Genomic DNA, 24,190 nt, shown 5'->3' with positions numbered 1-24,190 from the left:
CGATCATGGCGTCACCAGTTCATCAGGTACCTCGAAGAAGTTGAGCCGTCCCTTGAGCGGAGTGAACGGCAGCGGCTTTGGATCGCGCAGAAGGAAGCCCTTCTGCCCCATGTACCAGGGCGAGCTGCTGGTATCGAAGCTATCAACCAGCTCGACCGTCCCGATGATTCCGCCGCGCTCCAACTGTTCGCGGTCAGGGATGTTGACCCCTTCAGCGGCCGCGTAGGCTCTGGCGAAAACGTACTCTTCCCGCGTCATGCCCTGGGCTGCATGCACCAGGAACCGGCCACGGTACTTCGTGTGCCAGCTGCGGTTCTCGATGTCCTTGCCGCCGTGTATGATCAGCCAGGCCCAGGGCTGGCGAATTGACAGGGCCTTCACGACGCAACCTCCCGGCGAGCCCACCAGCAGACCGGACCGTCGTCGGTGTAGTGGATGGCCTGGCAGAACCAGCCTTCGCCATCAGGTCGATCCGGCTCCCAGTAACTGCAATCCGGGTCGCCAGCTTCGAAATAGCGCTCAGATACCGCTTCGTCGCTGTGGTATTCGAGGCTGACCATGGTCACTTCCAGCGCCTGCTCGGCAACCCAGGCCTTGCACTTATCACCGTCGCCCTCGTCGAAGTCGGGCATATCCGGGTGAGCAAACATGCCATTTTCGTCGCGAACGACTGGGGCTGGCTGGATCAATTTGATTTCTTCAGGCATGACTTCGTCCTTGCCGCTATAGCGGCTGACTTTGAAGGGGGAGGGGTTACTTGCGGAGTGTTCGAACTGCGGCGTCGTACTTGAGCGGGTCGACGTTTGGGTATTGCTGAACGATTTCCATCAGGCGCTCGCGCTCAGGATCGACAGGCAGAGCAACCGATGCCGGCGCGAGCTGCTCGGCGCTCAGTGGGTTAGGCGAATAGCGGAGGGCTGACTTGTATGCGGCGTCGAGCGCGTCATCCAAATCACCGCCGGCCTTTTTGGCTTCGTTGAAGGCGATGATCATCTTCGCCCGGACGTCGTAGCAGCGCTCAACTGGCATGCAGGTCACCTGCACGCCCTGTGGCTTGGTCAACTGATCAATGCGCTCATCCGCTGCGGTCAGGCGCTGTTGCAGGGCGTCACGCTCTTTGATCGCCACTGCATGCTTGCCGCGCCAGTGCAGCACGGCGTCTAGTTCTTCGGCGGCTGACACTTCCGGTTGCCCGGTCATTCGGCGCTCGATCATCTGCCAGGCGGGTTCGTACTCGGGCCAGTCGCTTTCAATAACCAGGAACGAGCGAGCAGGAGCACCCTCCCTCAACACCGACTCATGAATTCTCCGCAGGAATCCGCTTACGGCGCGCCTCTCGGCGTGCGAAAGCTTGTCTAAATCGGTGTATTTGATGACGTTGTATCGATCTTCGCGATGGAAAGAGATCGCATTGCTTTCTGTAGGCATGGGAAGTCCTTGCCGGGCCATGCCCTGGCGGTGGAGTGACTGTTTAATTAATGGGGCACCTATAACCAAAGAAGTCATTTCGGATTTCTTGGTTTTTAGGAACCCAACACATGAAACGACTGACCGAGTGGATCAACCTGATAACTGCCATCCTTCGCCTTGTCGCCGCGATCATCCGTACCGGCTGGCTTTGAGCTACGATGGCCCCTTCCTCTAAATGGGCTGGACCATGACAAAGCACGATATTTACGATGAGATCGAAGGCTTTCAGGTTTGGAACTACATGGAGTGCGACAAGGACGAGGAAGGCCGGGAGACCTGGCGTATCAACGTCGAGGTGAAGCGCGGTGGTGAGGTGGTGGTGCCGGTTGTTGCTGGTGACCAAACCTATGTTGACCGTGGTCTGGCGCAGGTTGCTGGGCGTGAGGTTGGAGCCAGGATGATTGCTGAGCGAGCTTAAAGCTGCTGTAGCAGGCGCCGGCCGATTCAGCGAACCACGGTGACGGCCTTGCTGTCGCCGATCGCCTGTTAGCGTGGGCCTGGGGGCATCCATTGGCAGGTTTGCATGTCGCTTTCAGGTTGGGGATTTCGTATGCTCAGCACGCACCCAGGATTAGGAGCTTGCTGCCGTGTCGGATTGGAAATTGTTGAAGGATGGCTGGACTTGGCTTTGGTCTTTGGGGCCGAGGGAAAAAGCTGCGTCAACTGCGTTTGATAAGCTACACATGAGCATGCGAACTACGGTGAAATGTCGCTTCGCTGCAGCTGACAGGCTCAAGAACTATGCACGGTTTTCTTTTTTTACTACTACTGTCTTATCGCTTGGCCTGATCCTCATTCCGCTCATTCAAAACTCTCAGGTCACGCTTTCCGTAGCACCATCTGTTCTAAACATGATGCAAATCTTCTTGGCTGTAGCCGTATTGGTATTTTCGGTTGTCATCGGTACTGCAAAGTACGAACTGCGATCAGAGCTCTTAACGGAGTGCGGAAATCGACTCAAGGAGCTGATTAGGGAGATGAATCGTTTTAAGGGCACCGCGGAGGGGAATGACCCCGCTGAGCTAGAGCGGCTCGAAAGGGAATATTCGCGCATCACAACTGATGTGGAGAATCACGCTCGCGTCGATTACAGGCGCACATGGCTTGATATGCGCAATGACTATTTTTTAACCGGCATTCCGCGTCTTAGATTTTTGACGGCGACTTATTGGTACTCTTTTTATCCATACCTTATGCCCTTGATACTTATGGCGATGGAAGTCATGTTCGTTACTGACATGCTTGGAGTTACGACACTTTTGCCCAAAGCATTTCGGATCGCAGAAGCGTAGTCAGTCTCCACAGAAACAGTCGATATCCTCTGCGAGATATTCAAAGTTGAAGTCGGTTTGCCGGGATCGTTGCTCGGCGGACCAGCCCATGGTCTTGTAATCAGCGCGATCTTGCCGGAACACCTGGCCAAAGCGCTCTTCGGTACCTGACCACCAGATAACCCGTGATGGATCATCCATAATGGTCTTGATCAGCTTGCCTTCGCTCTTCTTCCAGCACAGGTCGCAGTTGCCGAAGTCGGAGTTCATGCCGAGGTCGAACGGTTGGTCGGCCCAGAACTCGGCGACGTCTTCCTTCGTTATGCCGGCGGTGTAGGAAGGGCAGACGTTGTCCCAACGGGTGCCGCCGCGGTCATTGGCAGCCATCATGCGGTGGTAGCGCTTCGGCTCGTCGTAGCGGATACCGACTACGCAATCCCATTCGTCGTGGCCCAGGGCGCGCATGTGCTTTTCGCCAATTTTCACCTTCAGGTACGCCGTGCACATGTTGTTCGAGAAGTTCGGCAACACCGGCGGAAGGTTCTTCACGTCTTTTCGGTATGCCGCGTAGTACTCGAGCATCATCGTGAAGGGCTCACCGTTACGGCTGGCCGTCTCGAAATTCACCAGCTTGTACCACGGTGCATCGTCAGGCTGGCCGTATACTCGGCACCACTCCATCCAGACGATGCCGACGTTCCATCGTTTGTCGATCTGATCAATGAACACCAACGTTTTTTCGCTCTCCTTGCCGGTATTCTGGAAAAAGGCGTGAACATCAGTAGGGAGCTTTCCGCCGTGGGCGTCGAGGATCTTACGTAGCATCTGCCCGCTGGTTCGGCCTCCGGAGACGCCGATCTGGGCCGGGCCCGTTATCAGGAAGGGGTTCATAATTGCTCCAGACAGCCGTCTGCCTCGCCGGCTGGCGTGATTCGTAAATTGGGTTGATGATTTGCACTCAGCAAAAACCTGACGGTGACTGCGATGAGCACGAAAACCGATGTGGAAGCGATACGCCTGATCGGCGCTGAGGTTGTCCGCCTGCTGAGCCTTCCTGATGAAGCGCTCGAAGCTGAGGTGCGCCCAGGCCTTAAGTTGATCGCTGACCTGGCGAAGTGGCGTGACCTCGCCGGCCTGCCTGCTACTGAGCCGGCTGGCGTGATTCGTTAATGAGTGGGCTCATATGATTTCCCGCAGAACCAAAATCAGAAAATGAAGTCTTCATATTGGTTTGCAGCCATTAATTAAAACGGACAAAAAATCATGAGCCTAATTGACTGCCCTGAATGCTCTGCAAAAATCTCTGATAAAGCCTACTCCTGCCCCCACTGCGGAAATCCTTTTCGCGAGCCGCCATCTGGCCGCTATTTCAGCGAAAAAAACATTGGGCAGATTGCCGGGGTTACCGGCGTCTGGCTAACAGCTCCTTGGCTCGCACGGATGGTGTTTGGAGTCGTCGCTGTGATTGCGATAGCGGCAGTTTTCATAGTTCGCTCAAGCTAGAATCTAAAAATATCTGCGTCCGAGATTGATATGGGGTATTACGGGTTACCGGCATGGAGCCGGATTAAGGAGCGGGTATGGCTTTTAACAATGGCTCGATAGCTTGGCCGGATAAGCTTTATAGGTACATGAACGATCCTGATCACGTAGATCAGTTCGTTTCTGGAAAGATTTATCTAAGCACCCTCGACACGTGCCGGAAACACGAAAACGATCAGCAGCGTGATGTCGGGGAGGGTATGCAGACATACAATTCCGGAAGGCCTATCACGGGAGATATAAGCAATCCTGACTTTGCCTACGTCGCGGCGATGTCCGGCATTGAGATGGATGAGACGTGCAAAAACAATACGATCATTAATTGTGGTGCTGTGCGTTCGACGGATGGGTACGTCCTTTGCATGACCCTGGGATTCACTAAAGAGAAGCTAACTGACGACTTTGGAAAACACTGTGTCGAGATTTTCAATCCAGAAGCGTTCTTCCTGCTATTGAACTCTGAACTCCTAAAAAGATGGCAAACGGGAATAGGCCAGTTCGGGCCGATTGTTTATAAGCAAAGACATTTCACAGGCACTCAGCAGGCGCCCGGCCGACCAGCATTTGTGAAGCCGCCAGATCGATATGAGGACCAACAAGAATTTAGGTTTTTCTGGCCGGGGCCGCATGGTCAGTTTGTAAGCCCTGGCTCATTCGCTGTTCCAGGACTTACAGAGTTCTGCCGAAAGATCGCGTGACTAAGCTGCCTGTACTTACCGGATGCGGCGAGTAGATTTGGTTATGCGGGTTCGATGATCTCGTCGCCCGGGTCTTTCTGGATGGCGAGAAGGCTTTTATTGCGAAATTCCCGCGCCACCTTTTCCGAAGGTTCGAAAACGTGGCGCGGTGGATTGAGTAGTGGCTGGCACCTGGTGGCGCCCATGGCGTGAAGGTGATGAATCATCAGCGTCATCGCCTCACCTTGCTCAGTAATGCCTGACCACTCCATCAGGTCGGCCAGTGCCTGGCGGGTGCCGGGGCGAACCCTGAGCCTCAATTCCTCTTCGGCAAGTGCCACACGCTTCCTGGCAGACTTGGCCGAGCGTTCTTTCTGCGGTACTGCTGCCATGGCCTACCTCTTCTATTCCGCTGGCCGGCAGTGCGAGCCAGGTTTGACGTTTGCGTTGCTGGGTGCGGGCTATGCGGCGCATGAGGTGCTGCCGCGTCGTGCCTTCGGGTAGTCGATGCTGAACTTTGCCAGCAGCCGCTCCAAGGTCTTGTTTGAAATCGCAAGCCTCCCGCAGCACTGGCGCCGACTGATACCAAGCTCTTTGTAGGCCTTAATTCGTTCAGCCAAGATCAGTTCGTGCTTGGCAATTGCTGCCCTTTGCTCGGGGCTGGAGTTGGGTAGGCAGTGCACACGCTTGAAGCTGAAATTGAATTCCTTGGACATGCTCAACAGGGTTCGCCTGCCAATGCCTGTTGCCAGGGCGACTTCTTTTTGCGTGTGGGTTGGCGCCAGTTCCATGACCTTTGCTACTCGCTGTCGCCGCTGTTCTTCCTGGCGCTCCAGCGGGGTAGGCGGTGGCGGCGCTACGGGCTCAACGCGGCGCCGAACAAATGGCTTCGGTGCCGTCGGCATTTGAGTGCTGTAGGTGATGGGCTTTGGTTTGTAGTGGTACGGTTCGGCTTCTACGATCTGGCCGCCTGCCGCTACAAATTCCGCGACCTGGTCGGCAAGCTCATTGGATTTTGGCCGTAGAGCCTCGACCAGGCTGAGGTTGTTGCTGATCATGATTCACCCTCAGCGCATTAGCGCCTTCCGAACAAATGGGTCAAGGTCCGGCTGATTCAGGAGCCAGCGCCTGTAGTCGCTAGGCAGATCCGCAAAGGCGGCACCTTTGTGTTTGCCGAATCCGATAATCGTGGGGATTCGCGCATCCTCTGAGATCTGCCACAGCTCTTCCCAGTCGCTGACCTGCCGGCCACGCTCGGCAGCGAGTTGATCGAGGATCTTTACCAGCAGCAGCCTGCAATTCTTCACGTCATCCAGAGCTGCGTGGGCGTTGCGGAGCAGGCCTGTCGCTTCGGCACGGTAGTGCAGGTAGATCATTGCGGACTGGGTGTGGCTGTCGGCGTCCGGCCAGAGTTTGGAACTCAGCGCCCGCGTGCAGATGCGCTTTACGTCCGGCTCGCCAATGACGCGCCAGTCGTAATCCACGTTGTGACCGATCAAATACTCAACATCGATCGGCAGGTTGAAGTCGGTGTGCGGGTGAAAGCCAGCAAGCTCTTCGTCGAGGATGTGGCAGGTTGCCAGAGCACTCAACTCGATCGGCTTGCCAGGCTTGTAGCGCTGGAGGAAGTCAGCTGTAACCGCGAGGCTGCTGATGCTTTCCAATTGGAGCCATGCTGCCTCGATTAGGTGTGGATCGTTGAGGCCAGTTGTTTCGCTGTCGAAGATGTATGCGGTCATGCCGATTGCCTTTGTGAGGAGAGTTCGTTTTTGCGTTTGTCTTTGGCTGACACGACCTGTTGAACCAGGTCGTCAAAGCCGACGGCAATCGCCTTGGCCGCATTGAACGCGGATTGAAGGGAGGGCATGTCCTTAGCTGAAGCGATGTCAGCCAAAGCATCCACCAGCAGCTCCTTGGCCCTTTCTTCTGGGTTCAGACCAGAGTTCAGCCAGGTCAGCAGGCGCACACCGGTATCTGCGCTGATCAGCTCAGGTTGGTCGAACAGCTTCGTTCGGTCCTTGCTGGCGGTGGCCGTGTGACCGTCGTGGGTTAGGTCCAGCACCACGGTGAATTCGTAGTCGGTGCCGTCGCGCTGCTCGGACTTCATGCCCAGCTTGAGGATTTTCTTACCCTCGCCCTGAACCGTCTCCGTCTTGCTGCGCATGGTGCAGATGATGTGCATTGAGCTGGTGAGGATCTTGTCCGTCAGCTTCCGGTGGCGCGGCGTGGTCTCGTTCCAGGCTGCCCAGGTGTTGCCCCGGAACTTCTGGTGGGCAACGGATTCGTTGATCTCAAGGCAGCCGCCTGAGCCCGTCCACTCGTGCGAGTAGCTATCGATGACGAGGGTTTCGTACCCGGCCTGCTCAGCAGCGGCGATGACTTCGATGTAGCGCTCGGGAGAGTAGGGGGCGTGCAGCTCCATCGCGTCGAAGTCAACAAGATCAGCGTATAGCGAGGCGCTCCCGTGTTCGGTGTCGAGAACCGCGATGCGGCCACCCAGCCCCTGGGCCAGAAGAAGGGCGGAGTAGGTTTTGCCTGATCCAGACGGCCCGGCAAGTGCCAGCCGTAGCTTGGCCTGCTTGCGTTCGGCTTTCTTGAACATTTGAGTTTCCTCAGTTTGGTTGGTTGTCCCACTGCCGCTGGATGCGGCGAGCGGCTTCTTCGTACTCTTTGCGCTGCTCGCCGGTGAACCGATCAGGCGAGAAGGCTCCGACCGTCATCCAGTCGAACTGGGCGGCCATTGCCGGGCTCATACAGCCCTCCTGTGGCTCAGCCCCATCAACTGGGCTGCCTGGGCCATGGTTTGTGGCTGGATCACGCCGAGGTTGCTGGCTACGCGCTTGAGAACTACTAGGTCATCCAGTGTCCGCGCCCGGTCGATGTAACCTGCCAGCGTGACAAGCTTCGACTTGCTGTCTGTCAGGGCCATGCCAAGGTGCACAATGCTGAGCTGGCGAACATCCCTCCCTACAGCCGTGCTGACCGACTCGAAAACCTGCTCCAGCTTCTTCTTGGCATAGTTCGCCTCGACCTGGGCGCGCTTGCGGTCATCGACAGCAGCCGCAAGCCTTGCTTCCAAGTCCAGCACCAGTTCCGCCGAGCCGCCCAGCTTGGCGATTCGCTCTCGCTCAGCATGCTGTTGAGCAACCGCCAGCTCTTCGCGCTCAATCTTGGCCGTTGGCGCGGCGTGGGCGATGGTTCGCAAATCAGCAACCGAACGGGTCTGTTCATTTTCTTGAGACATAGAGCCTCCGGCGCGGTGTTGAATGCCGCGTTGTGCGATGTGAGGGTGAGTTACAAGGGCTCGCCGGTAAGTTGCTCGCCCATCGAAACCAGGGCATCGAACAGGAAGTTCTGCATTTCGTAGGTTTCATCACGCAGCTTGTGGCGCAGGTGAATGAACTCTTCGATCAGCGTCCCGCAAAGCATCTTGGTGCCCATCATCAGCGTGCGTTTGCTGATGAAGATGTGGTCGTTGTGGGCGCGACCAAGTACGCCTTCACCCAGGAATTCGGTAACGACGATGGGATATTCATCAACCGAGAAGCCGATGCCTTTACAGAATGCGATGGCGCGATCCATTCGCACCTGGTCAACGCTGGTCAGAGGCATATGCTCGACATTTGCCAGCGAGTCGAGCAGGTTGCCCCGGCATGCGGTGACGGCGGTGTGGTTTAAGTCCTTGGTGAATGATTTGGCCAGCACACGAACGACCGTCGAAAATTCTTCGCTTGGCGTCGTGTTGGAGAAGTCGATCGACCGCTCGTAAAAACCATCTGCTGGTACAACAACGCGTGAAATTGCGTACTTATCAGTCAGTTGGCTCAATCCCTGACGGATGTAGTGATCTGCGTAAAACGAGTGCTTGATCGTGCGATCTTCAGTCAGCTCAAGGCCAGAACTGATGTTGTAGGTGTACATCGACGGCGCCGAGAGCTTCAACGCCCGTATGCCGCGATAAAAAACATATTCAGAGGTGCCAGCATGGACATCCAGGCCGGGAAGCGTGTGCAGTGGCTCCGAGCCAAGAATGATGGCGTCACGGTTTACCCACGAATCGTAGAAGTCCTTGCCGCGCACAATGATCAGTGTTTCATCTTCTGCTGGTTCAGGCTCTTCATCGGTCACAAAGCACTCGCCTTGCTCATCCAGCGTGTTGCAGTAAACCTCTCGGAAGGCCTGCCAGGTTTCCCAAGTCTTGCCGACCTCAGTTGTGAACCCCAGCGCTTGGCCGTTCATGGTTACGAAAGTGAATTCGTCGACGCGGATCTTTTCCTGGCGAGTTCCGAATTCCATCTTGTCCATGCCGGCGTAGATGGTGATCGAGCCTCCCTGGCGCAGGATGATGGAGATTGCGTACTTCAAGCCGGTGCCGAAGAACCCGATGGCTCCTTCACCTTCCTTGGAGGACACGCCAAAGGTGGTGATGCTTTTCGGGTCAATAACACCCTTGTTGCGGAAGGCGACGATTTTTTTAGACATGACTGTCTCCCGCGCCATCCTTGCGGGGCGCCTTGGTTCGGATATGGGTAGGGAAGGGGTAGTTACTTGCTTTCGAGTTTGCGGGCGAGGGCGCAGGCTTCGTTGTGGTCGCGGCGAAACCCTTTCACCTTGCCGGTGGTGGAATCTACGACGTGGAAGAACTCATTGCCTGCCGGGATGACGCGATAAAGCGGCGAGGTCTTGGGTGCACTGGAGCCGACCAGGCCGAGGCAAAGCGCCAAGGCCATATTGCGGCGCTGATTCATTGCGAGCGCTACATCGCAGTAAGCGTGCTGACTTTGATTCATGGTCAACTCCATTCGTTGGTTCACCTGTATTCGTCAACACTCACTCCTCCCGCTGGTTGCCGATGGGCGCGGGGGAGGAGTGCTGACGCAATAGAGGTGGGGAAGGGGGTGGCAGATGGCCGGAGCTGATCCCGGCATGGCTATTAGCGGCCTTAGTGACACCGGAGTTTCACCGGGGCGAAGGTTTCAGCCGCTTATTCTTGGACTCGCCGTGGCCATCTGGGCGCTTACTCACTCTACCGGCCACGATTCCCGCGACCCCTCAGGTCTTACACTTGCCCATCAGCCTGGGCATTCATCTGCTTGTTGCGGTGATGCAGGTGGGCGGTTATAGGCCGCGGTTTCGTCCGCATCCCGCTGCGCACTCTGTGAGTGCGCAGGAGGATGGTTCAGCAGTCGTAAGGGGGCTTGTCTCCCAAGCGCTTTATGCGTTCTTTTTGCATTTCCTCAGCAATTTCAAATGCATCGCGAGCAACCTGCGGGGGTGATCCAGCCCCACCTGCGGACAGTAGCCCCATCATCGCTACCGTTGCATATGCTTCAATTTCTTCGTAATCGTTGCGTGTCATCGTCTTGCTCCGGTTGTTTTCCCAATGCCCACCGCTCTGGATGGGCATCAGTGAAAAGGTCCGTCATGCTGCGAACAGGTCTTGCTGGCCCGGCTGAGGCGCGCAGCGCTGGATTCCGGCCCGTATAGCTGATTCCAGCAGTTCGGCGTCCTGCTCAAGCTCAGGGAATTCCCCGGCAAATTCGCTGACCGCGCTGCGCAGTCCGACTGCCTCAAGCTGCAGAGCTGGAATCACGATGTTGATCATGTTGCCGATCGTTCGCAGATCCAGGCTGCACTCCCGGCAGAGCCGGATGTAGTCGAGCATGTACTTCGGCATTTCACTTACTCCCGGTTGTCATCCCAAGCAGCCCTCGCGAGAAGGCTGCTCAGTGATGCTTTCCGCCGTGACCCGCTACTGGCGTCGGTCACCGGCTTGAATCAAATGTTCTTCCAGCCGCGGGCCTTTCGGCTTGTTCTCCCGCTGGATAACTGTTCTTGGCGCTTTACGCTGCACGCCCGGGTCAGTTGCCAACCCTCTGAACCGTTTAGGCCGGTTCATCGCTGCCTTTGAATCTGGGCCGGTGGTGATCCGGCAAGGGGTGAAACCAAAGAGCGGCGGGCGGAGGCCCTTCGCAGTGGCTGTGTGATGCTGCGATGGAGTCAATTTAGCCTCAAGCTAAAATATCGTCAATAGCTCCAAGCTAAATATTTAGCGTTTGGCGAAATTAATACGATGGATTGCTGCGACTCCCTGCGGGGAGATGGGTTCTATATGCGCTTTACGAGGCGCTTAGCAGTGAGCTATGATTTTCCTTAAGCTGTATGGATATACAGCATTTTATGGGAGGGAATTTCATGGCGAAGAAGCAGGCGGCACCGGCAGCACGACAGGAAATGAGCGGCATTGAGCGGCTGGGGTTGCGCGTCTCATCGATGATCAATCATCCGGTGGCGCAGGCGCAGCGCTGGGTGACGATTCATCGCCTGGACACGGATGGAGATCGGGAGTGGGAAGAAGTGTTGGGCGTGATCGCTGAAACAGACGAGCTTGAGTTGACGCTCAATGACGACGGCAGCGTAACGGTGAGGTGGGAGCAGCAGGAAGTCGAGGTGGCGGGGAGGGGAGAGCTTGAGTTTGAGCAGGAAGAGGAGTTGGCGCCTTTCTGACGGGTATGAAAAAGCCCGCGCTTGGCGGGCTTTGCGATCCTTAGCCTTTTTGCTCCTGTTGCTGAAGGCAGGCCTGGAAGATTGTATCTCTGAAATCCACGATTGCCTTTTCTTTGTACTTGGGAGATGAGTAGGCGCTCTCTTTGTACGCACCATCAATAAGCATTTTGAAGACTCTGGACGTATAGCTGTTATCGGTCACGGACGCTTCGTACATTTTTGCCATGGGAACGCCATTTTGGCGGGCCTTCATCACAGATTCGGCCATCTTATCCATTTGAGGGCAGTCGTATGCTTTGTTTGCCGCAATGGCAGATGAGGCCGTAACCGTCGAGATAAGAACGGCTGCGATCATTGCTTTCATTGGATCCCTCCCATAATTGAGTCAGTACTTTAGCATTCGTGGCGTACAGCCACCATTGAGGCTCGGCTGTGCGTTAGCGAGTTCTTCCGAGTCTACAACTGCTCGCGGGACTCGTCCTCGACTTGCTGGCTTTGTGGATCGCACAACGCTAAGTAGTAGGCAACGCACCAGCCGATCAATGTCCACCCTGTTAGCAGATTGATGATAAATATCCGGCGAGGGGGAATTGGTTGTACCAGTGCGACGCAGATTGAAGGGAATAGGTAAATGGCCGTGGCGCTAACGCAGAACACGATGCTAGCCATTATCGCGACTGAGTTGTCGCCGTTGCTGATGAAATAGCTGATCAGGCAAGTCGGGGCGAGCATTGCTAATCCAAATACCCTCATCGCAGCTTCTCCGTGAAAACTTGGCGATGGCCAATTGGTACCACGCTGCGTTTTCTTTGGGTAGTGGCTGTTCATCTGATCTAGTGTGGCGCTGGGGGGCATCCAGCGCCGACTTCAGAACGTAGTCGCAATTGCCAGGGCGAGTTGCTGGTCCGTCATCAGGGGAGGGCTGTATGTCGTGCGATAAAAGTGAACTGCTTGCTCAAACTGAGCGCCGCGAATCTCGCCATCGGAGCCGATGAACGCAAGGGCGTCGTCTTTCGCCTTTATCATCATTGAGGGGCCGTAGACTGTGAATGCTGTGGTTCCGCCGAGGATCATCGTTGGGACCATGGTGGTGACGGTTAGTGTTCTTTCGACGGGATTCTTGACTTCAAACGCTATAGCGTCAGCGCTGCTCAACACCGTGAGGGCGATCGCCAAGGTCTTCCATGGGTACATTCTTCGATGCTTCCGTTGCGATCTGAGGGCGTCACGATAGCAGAGTAGGGCGCTTGGCAGAAACAAGAAGCCCGGCGCTTGGCCGGGCTCATTGATGGCTGTTTATGCTGCTACCGCCAGGGTAGCAGCTCTCACAAGCACCAGGATCTTCACAAGGCGGCCTTCAGAAGGACTTTGCATTCGGCATCGTATTTTTCACGCAGCTTGGCAGTGCTAGCTGGCGTCATCCGCCCTGGTGTCTCTTTGTGCAATTCCACCATTTTTTGCGCTACTTCTTCCTGAGCCTCCGGGGTATAGCCGGCATGCACCAATAGTACATAGGAGGCTCTTGAGGACTGACTGCGGCTTATGTCTGGCTGGTCACCAGCTACTGAAAGCACTTCGTAGTAGGCCGCGCAATGGATGTCTCTTTCTTTTTTGGTATCGGCTTGGGCGGTTAAGGAGATGCAGGTGAAGATGGCGCATAAGGCCAGCGGCATCGAGGATAGGCGCATGAAAACGAGTCCATTCGAGAGGGGCACAGATTTTATCAGCTCAGGGCATAGATACAAGAAGCCTGGCGCAGGGCCGGGATTTTGGGTGATTCAACAAAATTCTAGTCTTCGATCATTCTTTGAATCGTAATAGATACTGGCTCCATCTTTTTTGTTTTAGCAGACATGCGGAATTTTACTATAACGTCAGCGCGGACTTTAAATTTTCCAGCCAGGCTCTGAGGGTCAACCCCGTCTTCCAAAACCAGCTTAACTCTTCGATCCACAAGGCCGCGAATTATGGCGGCCCAACCCTTGCTCGAAGAGTCCAGGTCAGTCGCCCGAATTTCTACGTCTGCGTCGGGGTGAGGCTCATCGATCTCAAATGGCTCAAAATCAATGGCGTCTGGTGTTTGTTCAACAGTTTCGACCGGGATAGAAAGGCTGTCTTCCTGACCCATCACGACCGTAGCGCCTTCCTCTTTTTTGGCGGGCGCAATAATTTTCACCGCCGCCTGAGCGAGCTTCTTCTTGTCGGTGGAACCGACTTTCTCGATGACTTCCGCGAATTTTTCAGGCGACATGGAATACGATTCCGCGCCTATAACGACGAAAGTGCTGTCGGTGATATTTAGGGATACAGGGGAGGGGGATGGAGGCGCTTTGTTGATGATAGCCCAGCCAGCACCAGCAGCGACTAGTGCGCCAACTACACATGTCACGGCTACCGCGCCTTTCAAGACCGGGCTTCCGTTGCCGGGTAAATTTCTGTACACATTCTTTCCGCCCTCACGAACCCTGTCCAAGAACTTGTCCATCTCTTCCTTGTTCTTGAAGACCAGCTTGATAAGCGTGTCCTCAATAAACGATCCGTGCTGGAAGCCCTCAATCAGCAATTCTGCTGACATCACACCCGCACCGGTTAGCTCTGAAAGCGCCTCAGGAAGAAAGTAAACCGATACCTTTTCTAGGGCAGAAAGTGAGTCTATTACATCCTTTACCGCTAGCGGCTGCTTGTTCGTATATTTTACAGAATGCTCGACTAGAAGCACAAAATCAGACATGACGATCCCTTCTCATTGTTTTCCATTGGCCGGAGTTGCCCATCATGGCTTTGTCCAGAGTTGTGCTTGTATCAAGCGAATGTCTAGTGCAATACAGCTATAACTTCCCGCCACTCCAAGCCACGCGCCTACGAGGGCTTGCTTCGATTTATCTTCCGCGTCTTCACCTCATCCGCCCGCGCCGTAGAAGTGGTTCAGCGCTATCAGCTCAACCACAGCCACGATGGCGCAGAGCACAACGAAGCCAGGGCTGAACACTCGCTTACGACCGGATGAGCTCCAGCTAAGACCAGCTGCGTCGGAGTAGCCGGGGATCATCATAAGCAACGCCAGGCAAGCAATTACCCCAACCTTGCTCCAGAAGCTCTGCTCTCGCCATGCAGTCATTTACGCTGTTCCGCATCCCGGCTTATCTGACCCGCTTTTACCTCATCCGCATAACCCGCAAGCTTGTCCTCCATCGCCTGGTAGCTCAGCGCGATCATCATTAGCTCATCTGCGCTAATTTCATCGCCGGCAGCGAGAAGCCGCTTGGCGACTCCGAACAGGTCGACGCCCGACCACTTGAGCAGGGCCGCAGCATCTTTCAGGTCGCGGCGCAGCTGCTGGTTGGGTTTGGTCAGGGCCATGGAGTCATACCGGTTGTCCGTTCCACACGTAAAGCACCCGAGCCAGGATATGGGTGTCGTCGACACGGATGTCCTCGGGGTCGTGGTGCTTGTTGTCCGAAATCATCTTGAAGCGATCCTTGCCTTTCTTCTGCAAGCGCTTCACGTACAGCATGTCGTCGTGCGAGAAGAGGTAGATGCCGTCGCCGGTGAACTCCCGGATTGTGATGTCCACGAGGAGCGGGTCGCGATCCTTGATCGTCGGCGCCATCGACTGACCCCACCCTGTGATCATCTTGAGGTGGAAGTGCTCTTTGAACGTGACGCCCAGATCGCGTAGATGCTTGGGGCTGACTCTGATGTCCTGGAGCATTTCCGGGTATTCGTGCGGGATCTGCCCGCCGCCCATCGCTGCGCGCACGTCGTAATGCGCAATCCAGACCTCGTCGCCGACCTGGCCGGGGCGTGAGAAGTCGACGGTAATGACGTTGCTTGTCTCGTCAGCCGCCGCGATGATCCGGTCACGAGCGGTGCTAGTTAATCCTTTGACCCTCGAAAGCATCTGCTTTATCTGGTCCGCTGCGGTCTGCGCTGAAGCCTCACCTGGTTCGTCGCCCGATATCTGATCGTCGCCCAGAGTCATCGACTCGCCCAGAGATATGGAATCGAACCAACCTCTGGGCAGCTTCTCGATCGCCTCAATTCTCCGCGCTACGTCGTCTCCCAAATTCTTCGCAGTCTTGTCCGACAAAATCTGACTCAGGTGCGCAGGAGCCATCCCCCAGCGCTCGGCGCACGCGCCTTTCCGCTGGGTTCCTATGAGGCTGATCAGTTTCTGCTTGCGAATCGCATAAATATCCATGCGGGCAAGAATGCCAGCGTTTAGCTCAATGCTAAATGTGCTCAAAGCTAAATATTCCTTGCTGATATATTAGCCATAAGCTAAATTTCTCCTATGTTTAAGGAGAGATCCCATGAATGACCATCTGCGTGACTGGCTCGCCAGCGCTTCAAACGAACGGCGCCAGTCAGTGGCTGCCGCTGCTAAGACAACGGTAGGGCACCTGTGGCAGCTAGCAGGCGGTCACCGAAAGGCATCGGCAGACCTGGCTGAACGCCTTCAAGACGCGTCCGGTGGTGAGATCACCATCGCAGGCTTACGCCCTGATCTTCTCGATCTAGCGCACAAAGTCCTACGCGGCGCCGCCTGACATCCCTGTCCGCCGTTCCATTGAAGCCAGATTAGAAGAGAGCAGTCCCCATGCAAACGTCCAGTTCCAGACACACCGTACAAACCCGTGATCAGGTGCTGGTCGCCCATGCTCAAAACCAGATCGCGCGCACCAGCTTGAGCCAGGACGACTTCGCTCAGGCTTTGAGCCGCGAACTGCACCTGTCGATTCCTGATCGCGCCAAGAAGAAAGACGTCCCGGACTTCAAATCTGTGGAGCTGACCGGCGACGTGAATGAGTTCGTGAAAGCAACCGGCCGCTGGCTCAAGCGTGTACAGCGCTGGCTGAACGGCGATCAGGAAATGCCTTCGTGGCTGGAAGAGTCGTGGGTAAACGCCCTTGAGCCTGAATTCCGTGATCACTGCGTAAACGAACTGGCGAGCCGCCACGGCCTGACCGGCGCCCGCCAGATGACCAGCGACCAATGCGCGAACAAAAGCTTCGGCGCGCTCATCCGTGCGCTCGGCGATGTGATCGACACCGGCAGCGAAGTGTTTGACGACCAGGTGATGTGCGAGCAGGACCTGCCGCACTTGCCAGCGTTCGCCAAGCAGTGCCGTCAGGTTGAAGCGAAGGCGGGGGAATTGCGCCGCAAGGCTGAGGCACTGATCAACGGCAAGCCTGCACTGAAATCCATCGCCTGAATTACAGACACAAAAAAGCCGACGTACGAGGTCGGCTTTTTCTACAGCGGTAAACAACTGGAGCGAATCATGCACCAACACACCGAATCGATCAATAGCCCCAACAATCTCGCGCCACGTTTTTCGCAATCTGAAAACGTGGCGCGCAATTCCTCAGTGATTCCGTTCGACTTCGACGGCGCCGCAATCCGGGTCATTACCGACAAGCTTGGCGATCCGTGGTTTGTCGCGCGCGACGTCGCCGACGCCCTCGGCTACTCCAAGCCTGAGAACGCCGTGGCCCGTCACTGCAAGGCTGCGACCACTACCCCGAAACAGGGTGGTGGTTTCATGACCATCATTCCTGAGCGCGATCTGTACCGGCTGGTGATGAAGTCCAAGTTGCCGGCCGCCGAGAAGTTTGAAGAGTGGGTGGTGGGTCAGGTCCTGCCGAGCATTCGCAAGACCGGCACCTTTTCTGCCCAGGGCCCGAACAACTCCAAAATCGTCGGTGAGCTGGCCATCTTGGAATGCTTCGACCGTCTGCTGAAGCCCGCGAACTCCAGCAAGATGATGATGCTGGCCAAGATCGCCGCCAGCAACGGACTGGACGCCAAGTTCCTCCCAGGCTACGCCGTTGATGCCGCCCCTGACGCCGCTGGCGGCTCTTCGATGCCGACCAAGGCAATCACCGCCCTGATCAAAGATCACGCCATCGCCAGCACGGCCCGCGCCTTCAACCTTGCACTCAAGGCTCACGGCTTCCTGACTCTGCTCCAGCGCAAAAACTCCAAGCAGGAAATGGTGGATTTCTGGTCCGTGACCGAGAAGGGTCAGGCCTACGGCAAGAACCTCACCAGCCCTCAATGCCCCCGCGAGACGCAACCTCATTGGTACGTGGATCGCTTCCTTGAATTGGCCGCTAAGGTCGGGAAGGCCTGACATGCAATACACCGTCACGATTAACCAAGTGAAGGCGCTGGAGTGGGGGCTGAATTCTCAGCAAGCCCTGCTGTTCGCCTTCGTCTACGGCTGCCCGAGCTGGACCAAGCCAATCAAGACTGATGACGGGATCTTCTTCGCGCTGAGCAAGGCCAAGATCATCGAGGAGCTGCCGCTGCTCACCGATAAGCCGGACACCGCTTACCGCATGCTGAAGGCCCTGGAAGAGGCCGGTTTGATTGAGCTTTCCAGCACTTCGAACATCACGCTTTTTCGCCTCACAGAGAAAGCGATCGAGTGGAACCAGAAGCTCGACGGGTCGGAAAAATATCCGACCCCACCAAACAATAAGGGTCGGAAAAAAATCCGATCTACCTCGGATAAATCTCCGAGCAAGGTCGGAAAAAAATCCGGGCAAGGGTCGGATAAATCTCCGACAAATCAGGATACCAATCATCAGGGTACCAATCAGGACACCAGTCAGGACTTGCAGGACGCCACCGGCAAGCCGGCTCAGTCCCGCGGCTTGGTGCTGGTGGTTGATCGTACCGATACCCCGCGGGTCGAGATCCCCGCCGACATGCCGGGCCCAAAAGATCAGACCTGCAAAACCTTCAAGGTCTGGGCGAACTACGCCATGGCTTACCGCAAACGCTACGGCGCCTGGCCGGTGTGGAATGCCAAGGTCGGCGGCCAACTCGGCCAACTGGTTGACCGCCTCGGCGCCGATGTCGCCCACCACGTCGCCGCTCACTTCCTGAAAACCAGCGATGCCGCCGTTCTGCGCAAGTGCCACAGCCTCAACGAACTGCTGGCCAACGCCGAGAGTTACCACACCCAGTGGGTGACCGGGCAGCGCATCAACGGGACAACCGCCCGCCAGATGGAGCGGACCGAGGCGAACCACTCCGCAGCCGAGCAGGCCGTCCAGATGGTTCTGGCCAAACGCCAAGCAGGTGACCGCAATGAATACCTCTGAAATGAACGACCAGCAGGTTGCCGGGCTGGCCGCCGCCATCTGTGCCACCGCCGAGGCCATGGGCCAGGAAATGAACCCAGGCACTGCCGCAATGATGGCCGAAGACCTTTGCGCCTACCCGGTGCCGGTCGTCAAAGCCGCGCTGAAGGCCTGCCGCTTCGAAGTGAAGGGCAAGCTGGCAATGGCTGACATCCTGCAGCGCGTCCAGTCCTCCGACGGCCGTCCCGGCAAGGATGAGGCCTGGGCTATCGCCATGACCACCAACGACGAATTTGAAACCGTGGTGCTGACCGACGAAATCCAGCTGGCCCTGGCCGCTGCGAAACCCATCTTGGATGGCGGGGACAAAATCGGCGCGCGCATGGCGTTTATCGACGCCTACCAGCGGTTCGTGAGCCAGGCGCGCGAGGACGCGAAGCCGGTCAACTGGCATGTATCCGTAGGCTTCGACTCCAACCGGCGAATCCAGGCCGTCACCAAGGCGTTGGAGCTGAAACGCATTCCCCAAGAGCACGGCCAGAAGTACTTGGCTGACCTGAGCATTGTTCCAGTTACCGAGGATGGCCGCGCCATTGCCGGTTTGCTCACCGGCGCCGTCACCCAGCCTGCACCAGTGCTGCGCCAGAAATTGGAACTGGTCAAAAACTCTATGCTGGAGATGCGCAAGGCCAGCGCCGAACGAAAAACCGAAATGCGGATTGAAGCGGCCAATGAGTTGGCGGATCGCCGGGCGCTGCTGATAAAGCAAGCCCGGGAACTGGAAGAGAAGAGGGCAGCGCAATGACCGACAAGATCAGCGTCAACTGCCAGGCCAAGCTCTCCGAAGTCATCACCAAAATCAGCGCCATGTACAAAGACAAGAAGTTTGTCGTGGTAACCCTGCGCCCGGGCAAGGACCGCACGCTCGACCAGAACCGGCTGTGGTTCGGGATGTACAAGCGCATCGCCGAAATGACCCAGATCGGTGACGCGGCTGACGCCCGGCGCTACTGCAAGCTGCACTTCGGCGTGCAGATCCTGTTGAACGAGGATGCCGGCTTTCAGGCCGAGTGGTACCGGGTCATGCGCCATCTGCCCTATGAAACGAAGCTGGCCATGATGGGGGAGTGTCATTTGTTCGGCCCTGATGGCTTCCCGGTGACCAGCCTGTTCAATCGCGCTCAAGGCATCAATTACACCGACCGCATCGCCACCTACTTCACAGGCCAAGGTGTGGTTTTCACTGATCTACTCAGCAAGGAGGCTGCATGATCGCCAGGCAACCCAAACCTAAGAAGTGCAAGAACCCGGCATGCGGCATCAGCTTCCCGCCGCAGCGGTTCGGCCAGGCCGTATGTAGCCCGAAGTGCGGTCTGGCCATCAAGGAAGTGAACCAGGCGAAGGCGCGCAAGTCGCTGGCCGAGATCGGCCGCAAGGAACTGCGCGCCGCGAAAGTGAAGATCAAGCCGCGTGCCCAGCACATGAAGGAGGCACAGGCCGCATTCAACGCCTGGATCCGCGAGCGGGATATCGGCCTGCCGTGCGTAAGTTGCGGCCGGCACCACAACGGCCAATGGCACGCCGGGCACTACCGCACTGTCGGTGGCAACCCAGAGCTTCGCTTCGAGCCGCTGAACGTGTGGCGCCAGTGCGCGCCGTGCAACAACCACAAGTCGGGCGACATTGTGAATTACCGGCTGGAGCTGGTGAGGCGCATCGGTGCCGAAAAAGTGGATTGGCTGGAAGGACCTCATGATCCCCAGCGCCATACCATCGAGCAGTTGCAGGCCATCAAGGCCGACTACCGAGCCAAAACCCGTGAACTCAAGAGGGCTGCAGCATGACCTATCGCAACGTTGTTTCAGCAGTAGTTCGTGCGCTCGCGGCCGAGACCATCAGTTCCGCCGGCGGCTGCGACTTCGAGCCAAAGGTGCAGTGCGCCAAGCAGAAGGGGGGGATCGTCGGCAAGGAGGCGGCGTTTCTCCAGGACTGCTGGGTGTTCGGTCGGCTACACAAGGCGTTGACCCCGGCGCACTGGCGAGCACTTGTAGCGAAGTACTCGACGCACCAGGAGCGCAAGCACGGCGCCATCCTGGAACTGCTCAACTCGGTGCGTACTCCTGCACCGAAACGGTTCCGTGAATGTGCGGTTCTGACTTGGGCGATTCCACAAGTGGCCGGCGCCGAGGGCAAGCGTTCCGCCGCGTTGCTGCCCGCCGCCTGGTACGACATCACAAATTGGGATAACGACGGCAAGCCGGAATCGACTCGGTACCGGTGGCGCTCGACGATTCGCAAGACACTGGATGACCAGGTGAACGAGGCGCTCACTGCCGCTCAGGAACTCCTCGACGCAGAGGGACTTATCGAAAGTTGCGCGGCGTAGCAAAAAGCCATTGCGCTGAGTGAGAAAGTGAGAGAATATTTATCCATCCTGTCGATCTTGCGCATTAGGGATTGATACCGAGAGCCCGGCCACTGAGTCGGGCTTTGTTTTATAAGGAATTAGGTGATGGAATCGGTTCAGGTAGGGGCTACCGTTCTCGGCTGGGGAGACATTCTAAAAATTGTCTTGGCAAGTGGTGTGGTCGCCTCTGCGATCGGCTGGTTCAAAGACTGGCTCTTTAAGCGTCGAGACAGGGTGAGAGACGCAAAATTTGCTGCAATAGGGGTCATTGCGAGGCTGGACCTCTATGTTATTCAATCTCGGCAAAACGTTCGGGACTATCACGAAGTAACCGGTCCAATGGATCCGCACACTCACTACCAAAACTGGCCAAGATGTTCATATCCTGATTTAGAGGTCACCGAGGACACGCTGAAGCATTTAGATGCTGAGCATGCAAGTGATCTAGCATGGCTGTCCACTGAAAAAGCCTTGGCAAGTGAGCATCTATATTGGATTTATGAGTCCTCTTTCGATCCGACCGAGGTACACAATCATAAGGCTGAAGTGGTCGGTTACTTTGGTTACGAGGCCCACTTGTTGGCATGCAAATTGAGGAAAAGTTTTGACCTCCCGTCCTTTGGTCATCGCTGGGGTGTTGATGAAGACTTTCATGACTTGCATCAAGCATGGAAGGAAACCAAAAAAGAGGTCATAAAGCGTACATTGCCCCGCCTGACGGAGGTTGAGTAGTCAGGCGTCCTTTTTCTACAGCGGGATACACATTCAAGCCTCGGCATTCGCCGGGGCTTTTTCGTTTTCGGCCTCGCCACACCCTTCGCACTGAGCAGGGAGTGCCGCCGGGGCTGACCTATTTCAAACATGCCCCACGGAGTCGAGCGCATGGAGTATTTACAGCGCCTGCTCGACAAGATCGACAGGTTTGAATTGTTGATTGCGGGCCTTATTGGAGCTGTTGTTGCGAGTTGGTGGCACAAGGATGACTTGTCGGACTGGCGAGCCTGGATGGTGTTCTTGATCACCGGGGTGGCCTGCTCGCTGTACCTGACGAGCATGGTCAGCGCCTACCTGAATGTCACAGAGCCAAAGATCGTCGCCGGGATTGGTTTTCTCCTGGGCACGTTCGGCGGTTCGCTCCTGGCAGCGATCAATCGAGCCATCAAAGCCGCTGACCTCTGGGCGCTTATTCGCCAGCGGTTCGGGGGAGGCAATCCACCATGAATCTTGAACTGATCAACTCCATCGCCTGCGGCCTTGTCGCGCTGTGGGCAGCCTGGTGCGTATTGAGCGGGAAGGTTAGGGACGGCATCCTCGGGAAGCTGATTTACACCACAATCGCCATCACCGGTTTCGTCGTGTCGGTGCGCAGCCAGAACATCTTCTTCGGCCCGACCACCGCGGGCCTGACGCTGCACGTCGCCTTGGCTCTCGCCGGTGTCCGGCACATCTTCATGGTTACGTACTGGCAGCGGGTAAAGGTCTGGCTGTGCCGGACGCTGAACTGCGAGCACTCTCTGCACTGTGACAAGGCGCCGGGCGGCATCGAGCGTCGATCCAAGTAATCCGCACCACGTTTTCGAATGCGCCAGATCGTGGCGCGAGGTTTTGCAGATGAGCAGCGTCACCCGACTGCGCCACGCGCTGCCGATGAGCCAGGACATCAATGCTGCGCTAACCAGTCTCGACAAGGCCGTAGCTGATGCAGTGGACGCTGCCAAGAAAGCAGGACTGCCCCAAGGTCTAATCGTTGGGTTGCTCCACGGGCACGCCCACGCGCAGACGCATCAGATGGTTACTCAGGGTGCTGGATGAGCATTGAAGAGGGTTATCATGAGATGAATGACTATCTCAAGGAGCGAAAATGAGCACGGATATGCGCAGTGTGCTGCTTCATCAATCGGCTAGCACTGAATCGATGGGGTTTGACCGATTTGTCTTGGGTGCCACTTTAGCTGCTTGCGCTTATATGGCTCAGACGATTCCTTTTGGTCCCTTGGGTCACAACATTGAAACGATGTACCTGTGGACCCTGGTCGTGATGGCGGCAGCAGCCTTTTTTGGCTTTAAGCGAATCGAAGCGGTGATTGAGATGGTGAAATTCAACTCTCAATACCTGGCGGATTTGGAGACCGGCAAGGTCAAAACCGAAGAGCGTTTTGACCGGTACCAGACTGCTCTTAAAAGGAGCTCGCACCGAACATTGATTTTTTATAGGGCGCGCAATACGACTCTATTCATGTCGTTTGCTTGCTATGTGGCAACGAAGGTTTTTGCCACCTATCTAATTTAGATGTGCCGCAGGTGAATGCGGCACGGATGAATCACTTAGATTTTAATGCCTCTTGGATCTTGTCTGCGTAATCGCCAAGGCTTTTGAGTTCGGACTCCAAGAGGCCGCCACTGTGAGCCCCGCTCACATTCAGTGCGATGAGATCCAAGGCGGCAGCTACCGCCATCGCTCTTTGCGATTCAGCTGATTGGCTGCGGTATGTGTGCGATGAAATATTGCCGATATTTTTGATGCCTTCCGTCATGACTCGATCTCCATTGAATTGAATGCCACCAATACCGGCAACGCGCCACTATTTCAATCCCGCCTTTAGGTCTACCTGAGACAATTTATGACAACCAAGCAACCCGACTGGGAGGCAATCGAACGCGCCTACCGGGCCGGTTCGCTTTCCATCAGGACTATCGCTGAGCGCCAAGGCGTGAGCGACACGGCAATCCGGAAGAAAGCCAAGGTTCAAGGATGGGCGAGAGACCTTTCTGACCAAGTGCGCAAAGAGGTTCGCAGCAAGCTGGTTCGCGGAGAGGTTCGCAACGACCAAGGCGCGAACTGCGAACTTGACGCCGAGATCATCGAAGAGGCCGCAGAAGAAGGGGCCAGGGTGGTTCGCAGCCATCGCCGAGACATTCGCAAGGCCACGAACCTTGCGAACCTGCTGATGGATGACCTGCTCAATACCATTCAGCGCCGCGAAGAGATCGAAGACGCGATCGAGGATGAAACCTCGGAAGACAGCAACGGAATGCGCCGGGCTTCGATGCTCGCCGCCGTGGCGCTACCCAGCAATTCCAAAACCCTGTTTCAACTTTCCTCTGCAATGAAGAACCTGCAAGTTCTGGAGCGTCAGGCATTCAGCCTGGACGAGAAGGAAAAGACGGACGACGCCGACGAGATCTCGAAGATGATGGACGAATTATCACAGGACGCCTGAT

General features: G+C 56.4%; 42 protein-coding genes. 19 read left to right on the top strand and 23 right to left on the bottom strand.

Annotated elements, in window-relative coordinates:
• Nucleotides 1-3: 3 nt before the first annotated feature.
• From LIY36_RS15035 to LIY36_RS15025, 3 genes are read right to left on the bottom strand one after another with little or no spacing between them, the layout of a single operon-like run.
• Nucleotides 4-381, bottom strand: coding sequence for an ASCH domain-containing protein (locus LIY36_RS15035; protein WP_226456147.1), 378 nt, complete (start codon nt 379-381; stop codon nt 4-6).
• Nucleotides 378-707, bottom strand: coding sequence for a hypothetical protein (locus tag LIY36_RS15030; protein WP_226456146.1), 330 nt, complete (start codon nt 705-707; stop codon nt 378-380). The genes LIY36_RS15035 and LIY36_RS15030 overlap by 4 nt, the downstream gene beginning before the upstream one ends.
• Before the next feature lie 46 nt (nt 708-753).
• Complete coding sequence (locus LIY36_RS15025; RefSeq protein ID WP_226456145.1) at nt 754-1,428, bottom strand: hypothetical protein; 675 nt, start codon at nt 1,426-1,428, stop codon at nt 754-756.
• A gap of 229 nt (nt 1,429-1,657) precedes the next feature.
• On the opposite strand from LIY36_RS15025, the gene LIY36_RS15020 reads away from it, so the two are divergent.
• On the top strand, nt 1,658-1,888 hold the full coding sequence (locus tag LIY36_RS15020; protein WP_226456144.1) for a hypothetical protein: 231 nt from the start codon (nt 1,658-1,660) through the stop codon (nt 1,886-1,888).
• A gap of 169 nt (nt 1,889-2,057) precedes the next feature.
• The gene (locus tag LIY36_RS15015; RefSeq protein WP_226456143.1) at nt 2,058-2,762 is read left to right on the top strand and encodes an SLATT domain-containing protein; all 705 of its coding nucleotides are present in this window, start codon (nt 2,058-2,060) and stop codon (nt 2,760-2,762) included.
• Here the strand turns inward: LIY36_RS15015 and LIY36_RS15010 are convergent, their stop codons facing one another.
• Nucleotides 2,763-3,632 carry a hypothetical protein gene (locus tag LIY36_RS15010; RefSeq protein ID WP_226456142.1) on the bottom strand — a complete coding sequence of 290 codons (870 nt, stop codon included), beginning with the start codon at nt 3,630-3,632 and terminating at the stop codon, nt 2,763-2,765. It abuts the gene before it with no gap.
• Nucleotides 3,633-3,725: 93 nt separating this feature from the next.
• On the opposite strand from LIY36_RS15010, the gene LIY36_RS15005 reads away from it, so the two are divergent.
• A complete protein-coding gene (locus LIY36_RS15005; protein ID WP_078825168.1) occupies nt 3,726-3,911 on the top strand; it encodes a hypothetical protein in 186 nt (61 codons plus the stop codon).
• Nucleotides 3,912-4,321: 410 nt separating this feature from the next.
• The gene (locus LIY36_RS15000; RefSeq protein ID WP_226456141.1) at nt 4,322-4,981 is read left to right on the top strand and encodes a hypothetical protein; all 660 of its coding nucleotides are present in this window, start codon (nt 4,322-4,324) and stop codon (nt 4,979-4,981) included.
• A 41-nt stretch (nt 4,982-5,022) separates the two neighbouring features.
• Here the strand turns inward: LIY36_RS15000 and LIY36_RS14995 are convergent, their stop codons facing one another.
• The 10 genes from LIY36_RS14995 to LIY36_RS14950 all read right to left on the bottom strand — a co-directional run bounded on the left by LIY36_RS14995 (nt 5,023) and on the right by LIY36_RS14950 (nt 10,637).
• Nucleotides 5,023-5,352, bottom strand: a complete 330-nt coding sequence (locus LIY36_RS14995) for a hypothetical protein (protein WP_226456140.1) — start codon at nt 5,350-5,352, stop codon at nt 5,023-5,025.
• 69 nt (nt 5,353-5,421) lie between these two features.
• Entirely contained in the window at nt 5,422-6,018 is a 597-nt protein-coding gene (locus tag LIY36_RS14990) for a hypothetical protein (RefSeq protein ID WP_226456139.1), read from the bottom strand.
• 9 nt (nt 6,019-6,027) lie between these two features.
• Nucleotides 6,028-6,699 carry a 3'-5' exonuclease gene (locus LIY36_RS14985; protein WP_226456138.1) on the bottom strand — a complete coding sequence of 224 codons (672 nt, stop codon included), beginning with the start codon at nt 6,697-6,699 and terminating at the stop codon, nt 6,028-6,030.
• Nucleotides 6,696-7,562: an ATP-binding protein gene (locus LIY36_RS14980; RefSeq protein WP_226456137.1), complete on the bottom strand. Its 867-nt coding sequence runs from the start codon at nt 7,560-7,562 to the stop codon at nt 6,696-6,698. Before LIY36_RS14980 ends, LIY36_RS14985 begins: the two co-directional genes overlap by 4 nt.
• Nucleotides 7,563-7,572: 10 nt before the next feature.
• The gene (locus tag LIY36_RS14975) at nt 7,573-7,713 is read right to left on the bottom strand and encodes a hypothetical protein (RefSeq protein WP_198832548.1); all 141 of its coding nucleotides are present in this window, start codon (nt 7,711-7,713) and stop codon (nt 7,573-7,575) included.
• Nucleotides 7,710-8,204, bottom strand: coding sequence for a hypothetical protein (locus LIY36_RS14970; protein ID WP_226456136.1), 495 nt, complete (start codon nt 8,202-8,204; stop codon nt 7,710-7,712). The genes LIY36_RS14975 and LIY36_RS14970 overlap by 4 nt, the downstream gene beginning before the upstream one ends.
• A gap of 50 nt (nt 8,205-8,254) precedes the next feature.
• Nucleotides 8,255-9,442 carry a hypothetical protein gene (locus tag LIY36_RS14965; protein ID WP_226456135.1) on the bottom strand — a complete coding sequence of 396 codons (1,188 nt, stop codon included), beginning with the start codon at nt 9,440-9,442 and terminating at the stop codon, nt 8,255-8,257.
• A gap of 62 nt (nt 9,443-9,504) precedes the next feature.
• Entirely contained in the window at nt 9,505-9,750 is a 246-nt protein-coding gene (locus LIY36_RS14960; protein WP_226456134.1) for a hypothetical protein, read from the bottom strand.
• 389 nt (nt 9,751-10,139) lie between these two features.
• Nucleotides 10,140-10,319, bottom strand: coding sequence for a hypothetical protein (locus LIY36_RS14955; protein WP_226456133.1), 180 nt, complete (start codon nt 10,317-10,319; stop codon nt 10,140-10,142).
• 63 nt (nt 10,320-10,382) lie between these two features.
• Nucleotides 10,383-10,637 (bottom strand): hypothetical protein, encoded by a 255-nt coding sequence (locus LIY36_RS14950; RefSeq protein ID WP_226456132.1) that lies wholly within the window; start codon nt 10,635-10,637, stop codon nt 10,383-10,385.
• 518 nt (nt 10,638-11,155) lie between these two features.
• On the opposite strand from LIY36_RS14950, the gene LIY36_RS14945 reads away from it, so the two are divergent.
• On the top strand, nt 11,156-11,467 hold the full coding sequence (locus LIY36_RS14945) for a DUF1654 domain-containing protein (RefSeq protein WP_122753994.1): 312 nt from the start codon (nt 11,156-11,158) through the stop codon (nt 11,465-11,467).
• Nucleotides 11,468-11,507: 40 nt separating this feature from the next.
• Here the strand turns inward: LIY36_RS14945 and LIY36_RS14940 are convergent, their stop codons facing one another.
• From LIY36_RS14940 to LIY36_RS14905, 8 genes are all read right to left on the bottom strand, one after another.
• The gene (locus LIY36_RS14940; protein ID WP_226456131.1) at nt 11,508-11,831 is read right to left on the bottom strand and encodes a hypothetical protein; all 324 of its coding nucleotides are present in this window, start codon (nt 11,829-11,831) and stop codon (nt 11,508-11,510) included.
• Nucleotides 11,832-11,923: 92 nt separating this feature from the next.
• Nucleotides 11,924-12,136: a superinfection immunity protein gene (locus LIY36_RS14935; RefSeq protein WP_226456187.1), complete on the bottom strand. Its 213-nt coding sequence runs from the start codon at nt 12,134-12,136 to the stop codon at nt 11,924-11,926.
• Between the two features lie 198 nt (nt 12,137-12,334).
• Nucleotides 12,335-12,643, bottom strand: a complete 309-nt coding sequence (locus LIY36_RS14930; protein ID WP_329959610.1) for a DUF2388 domain-containing protein — start codon at nt 12,641-12,643, stop codon at nt 12,335-12,337.
• 167 nt (nt 12,644-12,810) lie between these two features.
• A complete protein-coding gene (locus LIY36_RS14925) occupies nt 12,811-13,155 on the bottom strand; it encodes a hypothetical protein (RefSeq protein ID WP_176992363.1) in 345 nt (114 codons plus the stop codon).
• A gap of 101 nt (nt 13,156-13,256) precedes the next feature.
• Nucleotides 13,257-14,198, bottom strand: coding sequence for a hypothetical protein (locus LIY36_RS14920; protein WP_060550193.1), 942 nt, complete (start codon nt 14,196-14,198; stop codon nt 13,257-13,259).
• A 168-nt stretch (nt 14,199-14,366) separates the two neighbouring features.
• Nucleotides 14,367-14,585: a hypothetical protein gene (locus LIY36_RS14915; protein WP_226456129.1), complete on the bottom strand. Its 219-nt coding sequence runs from the start codon at nt 14,583-14,585 to the stop codon at nt 14,367-14,369.
• Nucleotides 14,582-14,827 carry a hypothetical protein gene (locus LIY36_RS14910; RefSeq protein ID WP_226456128.1) on the bottom strand — a complete coding sequence of 82 codons (246 nt, stop codon included), beginning with the start codon at nt 14,825-14,827 and terminating at the stop codon, nt 14,582-14,584. The genes LIY36_RS14915 and LIY36_RS14910 overlap by 4 nt, the downstream gene beginning before the upstream one ends.
• Nucleotides 14,828-14,831: 4 nt before the next feature.
• Nucleotides 14,832-15,668 (bottom strand): S24 family peptidase, encoded by an 837-nt coding sequence (locus LIY36_RS14905; RefSeq protein ID WP_226456186.1) that lies wholly within the window; start codon nt 15,666-15,668, stop codon nt 14,832-14,834.
• 112 nt (nt 15,669-15,780) lie between these two features.
• Here LIY36_RS14905 and LIY36_RS14900 point away from each other — a divergent pair, with 112 nt between their 5' ends.
• The 13 genes from LIY36_RS14900 (at nt 15,781) to LIY36_RS14840 (ending at nt 23,258) form a co-directional block, all read left to right on the top strand.
• On the top strand, nt 15,781-16,017 hold the full coding sequence (locus tag LIY36_RS14900) for a hypothetical protein (RefSeq protein WP_017479602.1): 237 nt from the start codon (nt 15,781-15,783) through the stop codon (nt 16,015-16,017).
• Between the two features lie 50 nt (nt 16,018-16,067).
• Complete coding sequence (locus LIY36_RS14895) at nt 16,068-16,682, top strand: hypothetical protein (protein WP_226456127.1); 615 nt, start codon at nt 16,068-16,070, stop codon at nt 16,680-16,682.
• Between the two features lie 69 nt (nt 16,683-16,751).
• Nucleotides 16,752-17,603, top strand: coding sequence for a BRO-N domain-containing protein (locus LIY36_RS14890; RefSeq protein WP_226456126.1), 852 nt, complete (start codon nt 16,752-16,754; stop codon nt 17,601-17,603).
• A 1-nt stretch (nt 17,604) separates the two neighbouring features.
• Nucleotides 17,605-18,582: a phage replication protein gene (locus tag LIY36_RS14885; RefSeq protein WP_226456125.1), complete on the top strand. Its 978-nt coding sequence runs from the start codon at nt 17,605-17,607 to the stop codon at nt 18,580-18,582.
• A complete protein-coding gene (locus LIY36_RS14880) occupies nt 18,569-19,366 on the top strand; it encodes a hypothetical protein (RefSeq protein ID WP_226456124.1) in 798 nt (265 codons plus the stop codon). The genes LIY36_RS14885 and LIY36_RS14880 overlap by 14 nt, the downstream gene beginning before the upstream one ends.
• Complete coding sequence (locus LIY36_RS14875) at nt 19,363-19,833, top strand: hypothetical protein (RefSeq protein WP_226456123.1); 471 nt, start codon at nt 19,363-19,365, stop codon at nt 19,831-19,833. The genes LIY36_RS14880 and LIY36_RS14875 overlap by 4 nt, the downstream gene beginning before the upstream one ends.
• Nucleotides 19,830-20,405 carry a recombination protein NinG gene (locus tag LIY36_RS14870; RefSeq protein WP_226456122.1) on the top strand — a complete coding sequence of 192 codons (576 nt, stop codon included), beginning with the start codon at nt 19,830-19,832 and terminating at the stop codon, nt 20,403-20,405. The genes LIY36_RS14875 and LIY36_RS14870 overlap by 4 nt, the downstream gene beginning before the upstream one ends.
• A complete protein-coding gene (locus LIY36_RS14865) occupies nt 20,402-20,947 on the top strand; it encodes a hypothetical protein (protein WP_226456121.1) in 546 nt (181 codons plus the stop codon). The genes LIY36_RS14870 and LIY36_RS14865 overlap by 4 nt, the downstream gene beginning before the upstream one ends.
• A 126-nt stretch (nt 20,948-21,073) precedes the next feature.
• Nucleotides 21,074-21,700: a hypothetical protein gene (locus LIY36_RS14860; protein ID WP_226456120.1), complete on the top strand. Its 627-nt coding sequence runs from the start codon at nt 21,074-21,076 to the stop codon at nt 21,698-21,700.
• Nucleotides 21,701-21,850: 150 nt separating this feature from the next.
• Complete coding sequence (locus LIY36_RS14855; RefSeq protein WP_010211438.1) at nt 21,851-22,189, top strand: hypothetical protein; 339 nt, start codon at nt 21,851-21,853, stop codon at nt 22,187-22,189.
• A complete protein-coding gene (locus tag LIY36_RS14850) occupies nt 22,186-22,530 on the top strand; it encodes a hypothetical protein (RefSeq protein WP_226456119.1) in 345 nt (114 codons plus the stop codon). The genes LIY36_RS14855 and LIY36_RS14850 overlap by 4 nt, the downstream gene beginning before the upstream one ends.
• Before the next feature lie 49 nt (nt 22,531-22,579).
• Entirely contained in the window at nt 22,580-22,780 is a 201-nt protein-coding gene (locus tag LIY36_RS14845; protein WP_226456118.1) for a hypothetical protein, read from the top strand.
• Between the two features lie 49 nt (nt 22,781-22,829).
• Nucleotides 22,830-23,258, top strand: a complete 429-nt coding sequence (locus LIY36_RS14840; RefSeq protein WP_226456117.1) for a hypothetical protein — start codon at nt 22,830-22,832, stop codon at nt 23,256-23,258.
• Between the two features lie 31 nt (nt 23,259-23,289).
• On the opposite strand, the gene LIY36_RS14835 is transcribed toward LIY36_RS14840, so the two are convergent.
• Nucleotides 23,290-23,502, bottom strand: coding sequence for a hypothetical protein (locus tag LIY36_RS14835; RefSeq protein ID WP_078048333.1), 213 nt, complete (start codon nt 23,500-23,502; stop codon nt 23,290-23,292).
• Between the two features lie 87 nt (nt 23,503-23,589).
• Between LIY36_RS14835 and LIY36_RS14830 the strand changes: the two genes are divergently transcribed.
• The gene (locus tag LIY36_RS14830; protein WP_226456116.1) at nt 23,590-24,189 is read left to right on the top strand and encodes a hypothetical protein; all 600 of its coding nucleotides are present in this window, start codon (nt 23,590-23,592) and stop codon (nt 24,187-24,189) included.
• Nucleotide 24,190: the final 1 nt, after the last annotated feature.

Origin of the sequence: Pseudomonas sp. AF03-9 (assembly GCF_020515815.1) — a bacterium.
In the GTDB taxonomy this organism is placed as follows: Bacteria; Pseudomonadota; Gammaproteobacteria; order Pseudomonadales; family Pseudomonadaceae; genus Aquipseudomonas.
Note: the sequence above shows the minus strand (reverse complement) of the source record. Positions and strands in the feature narration are given on the sequence as shown.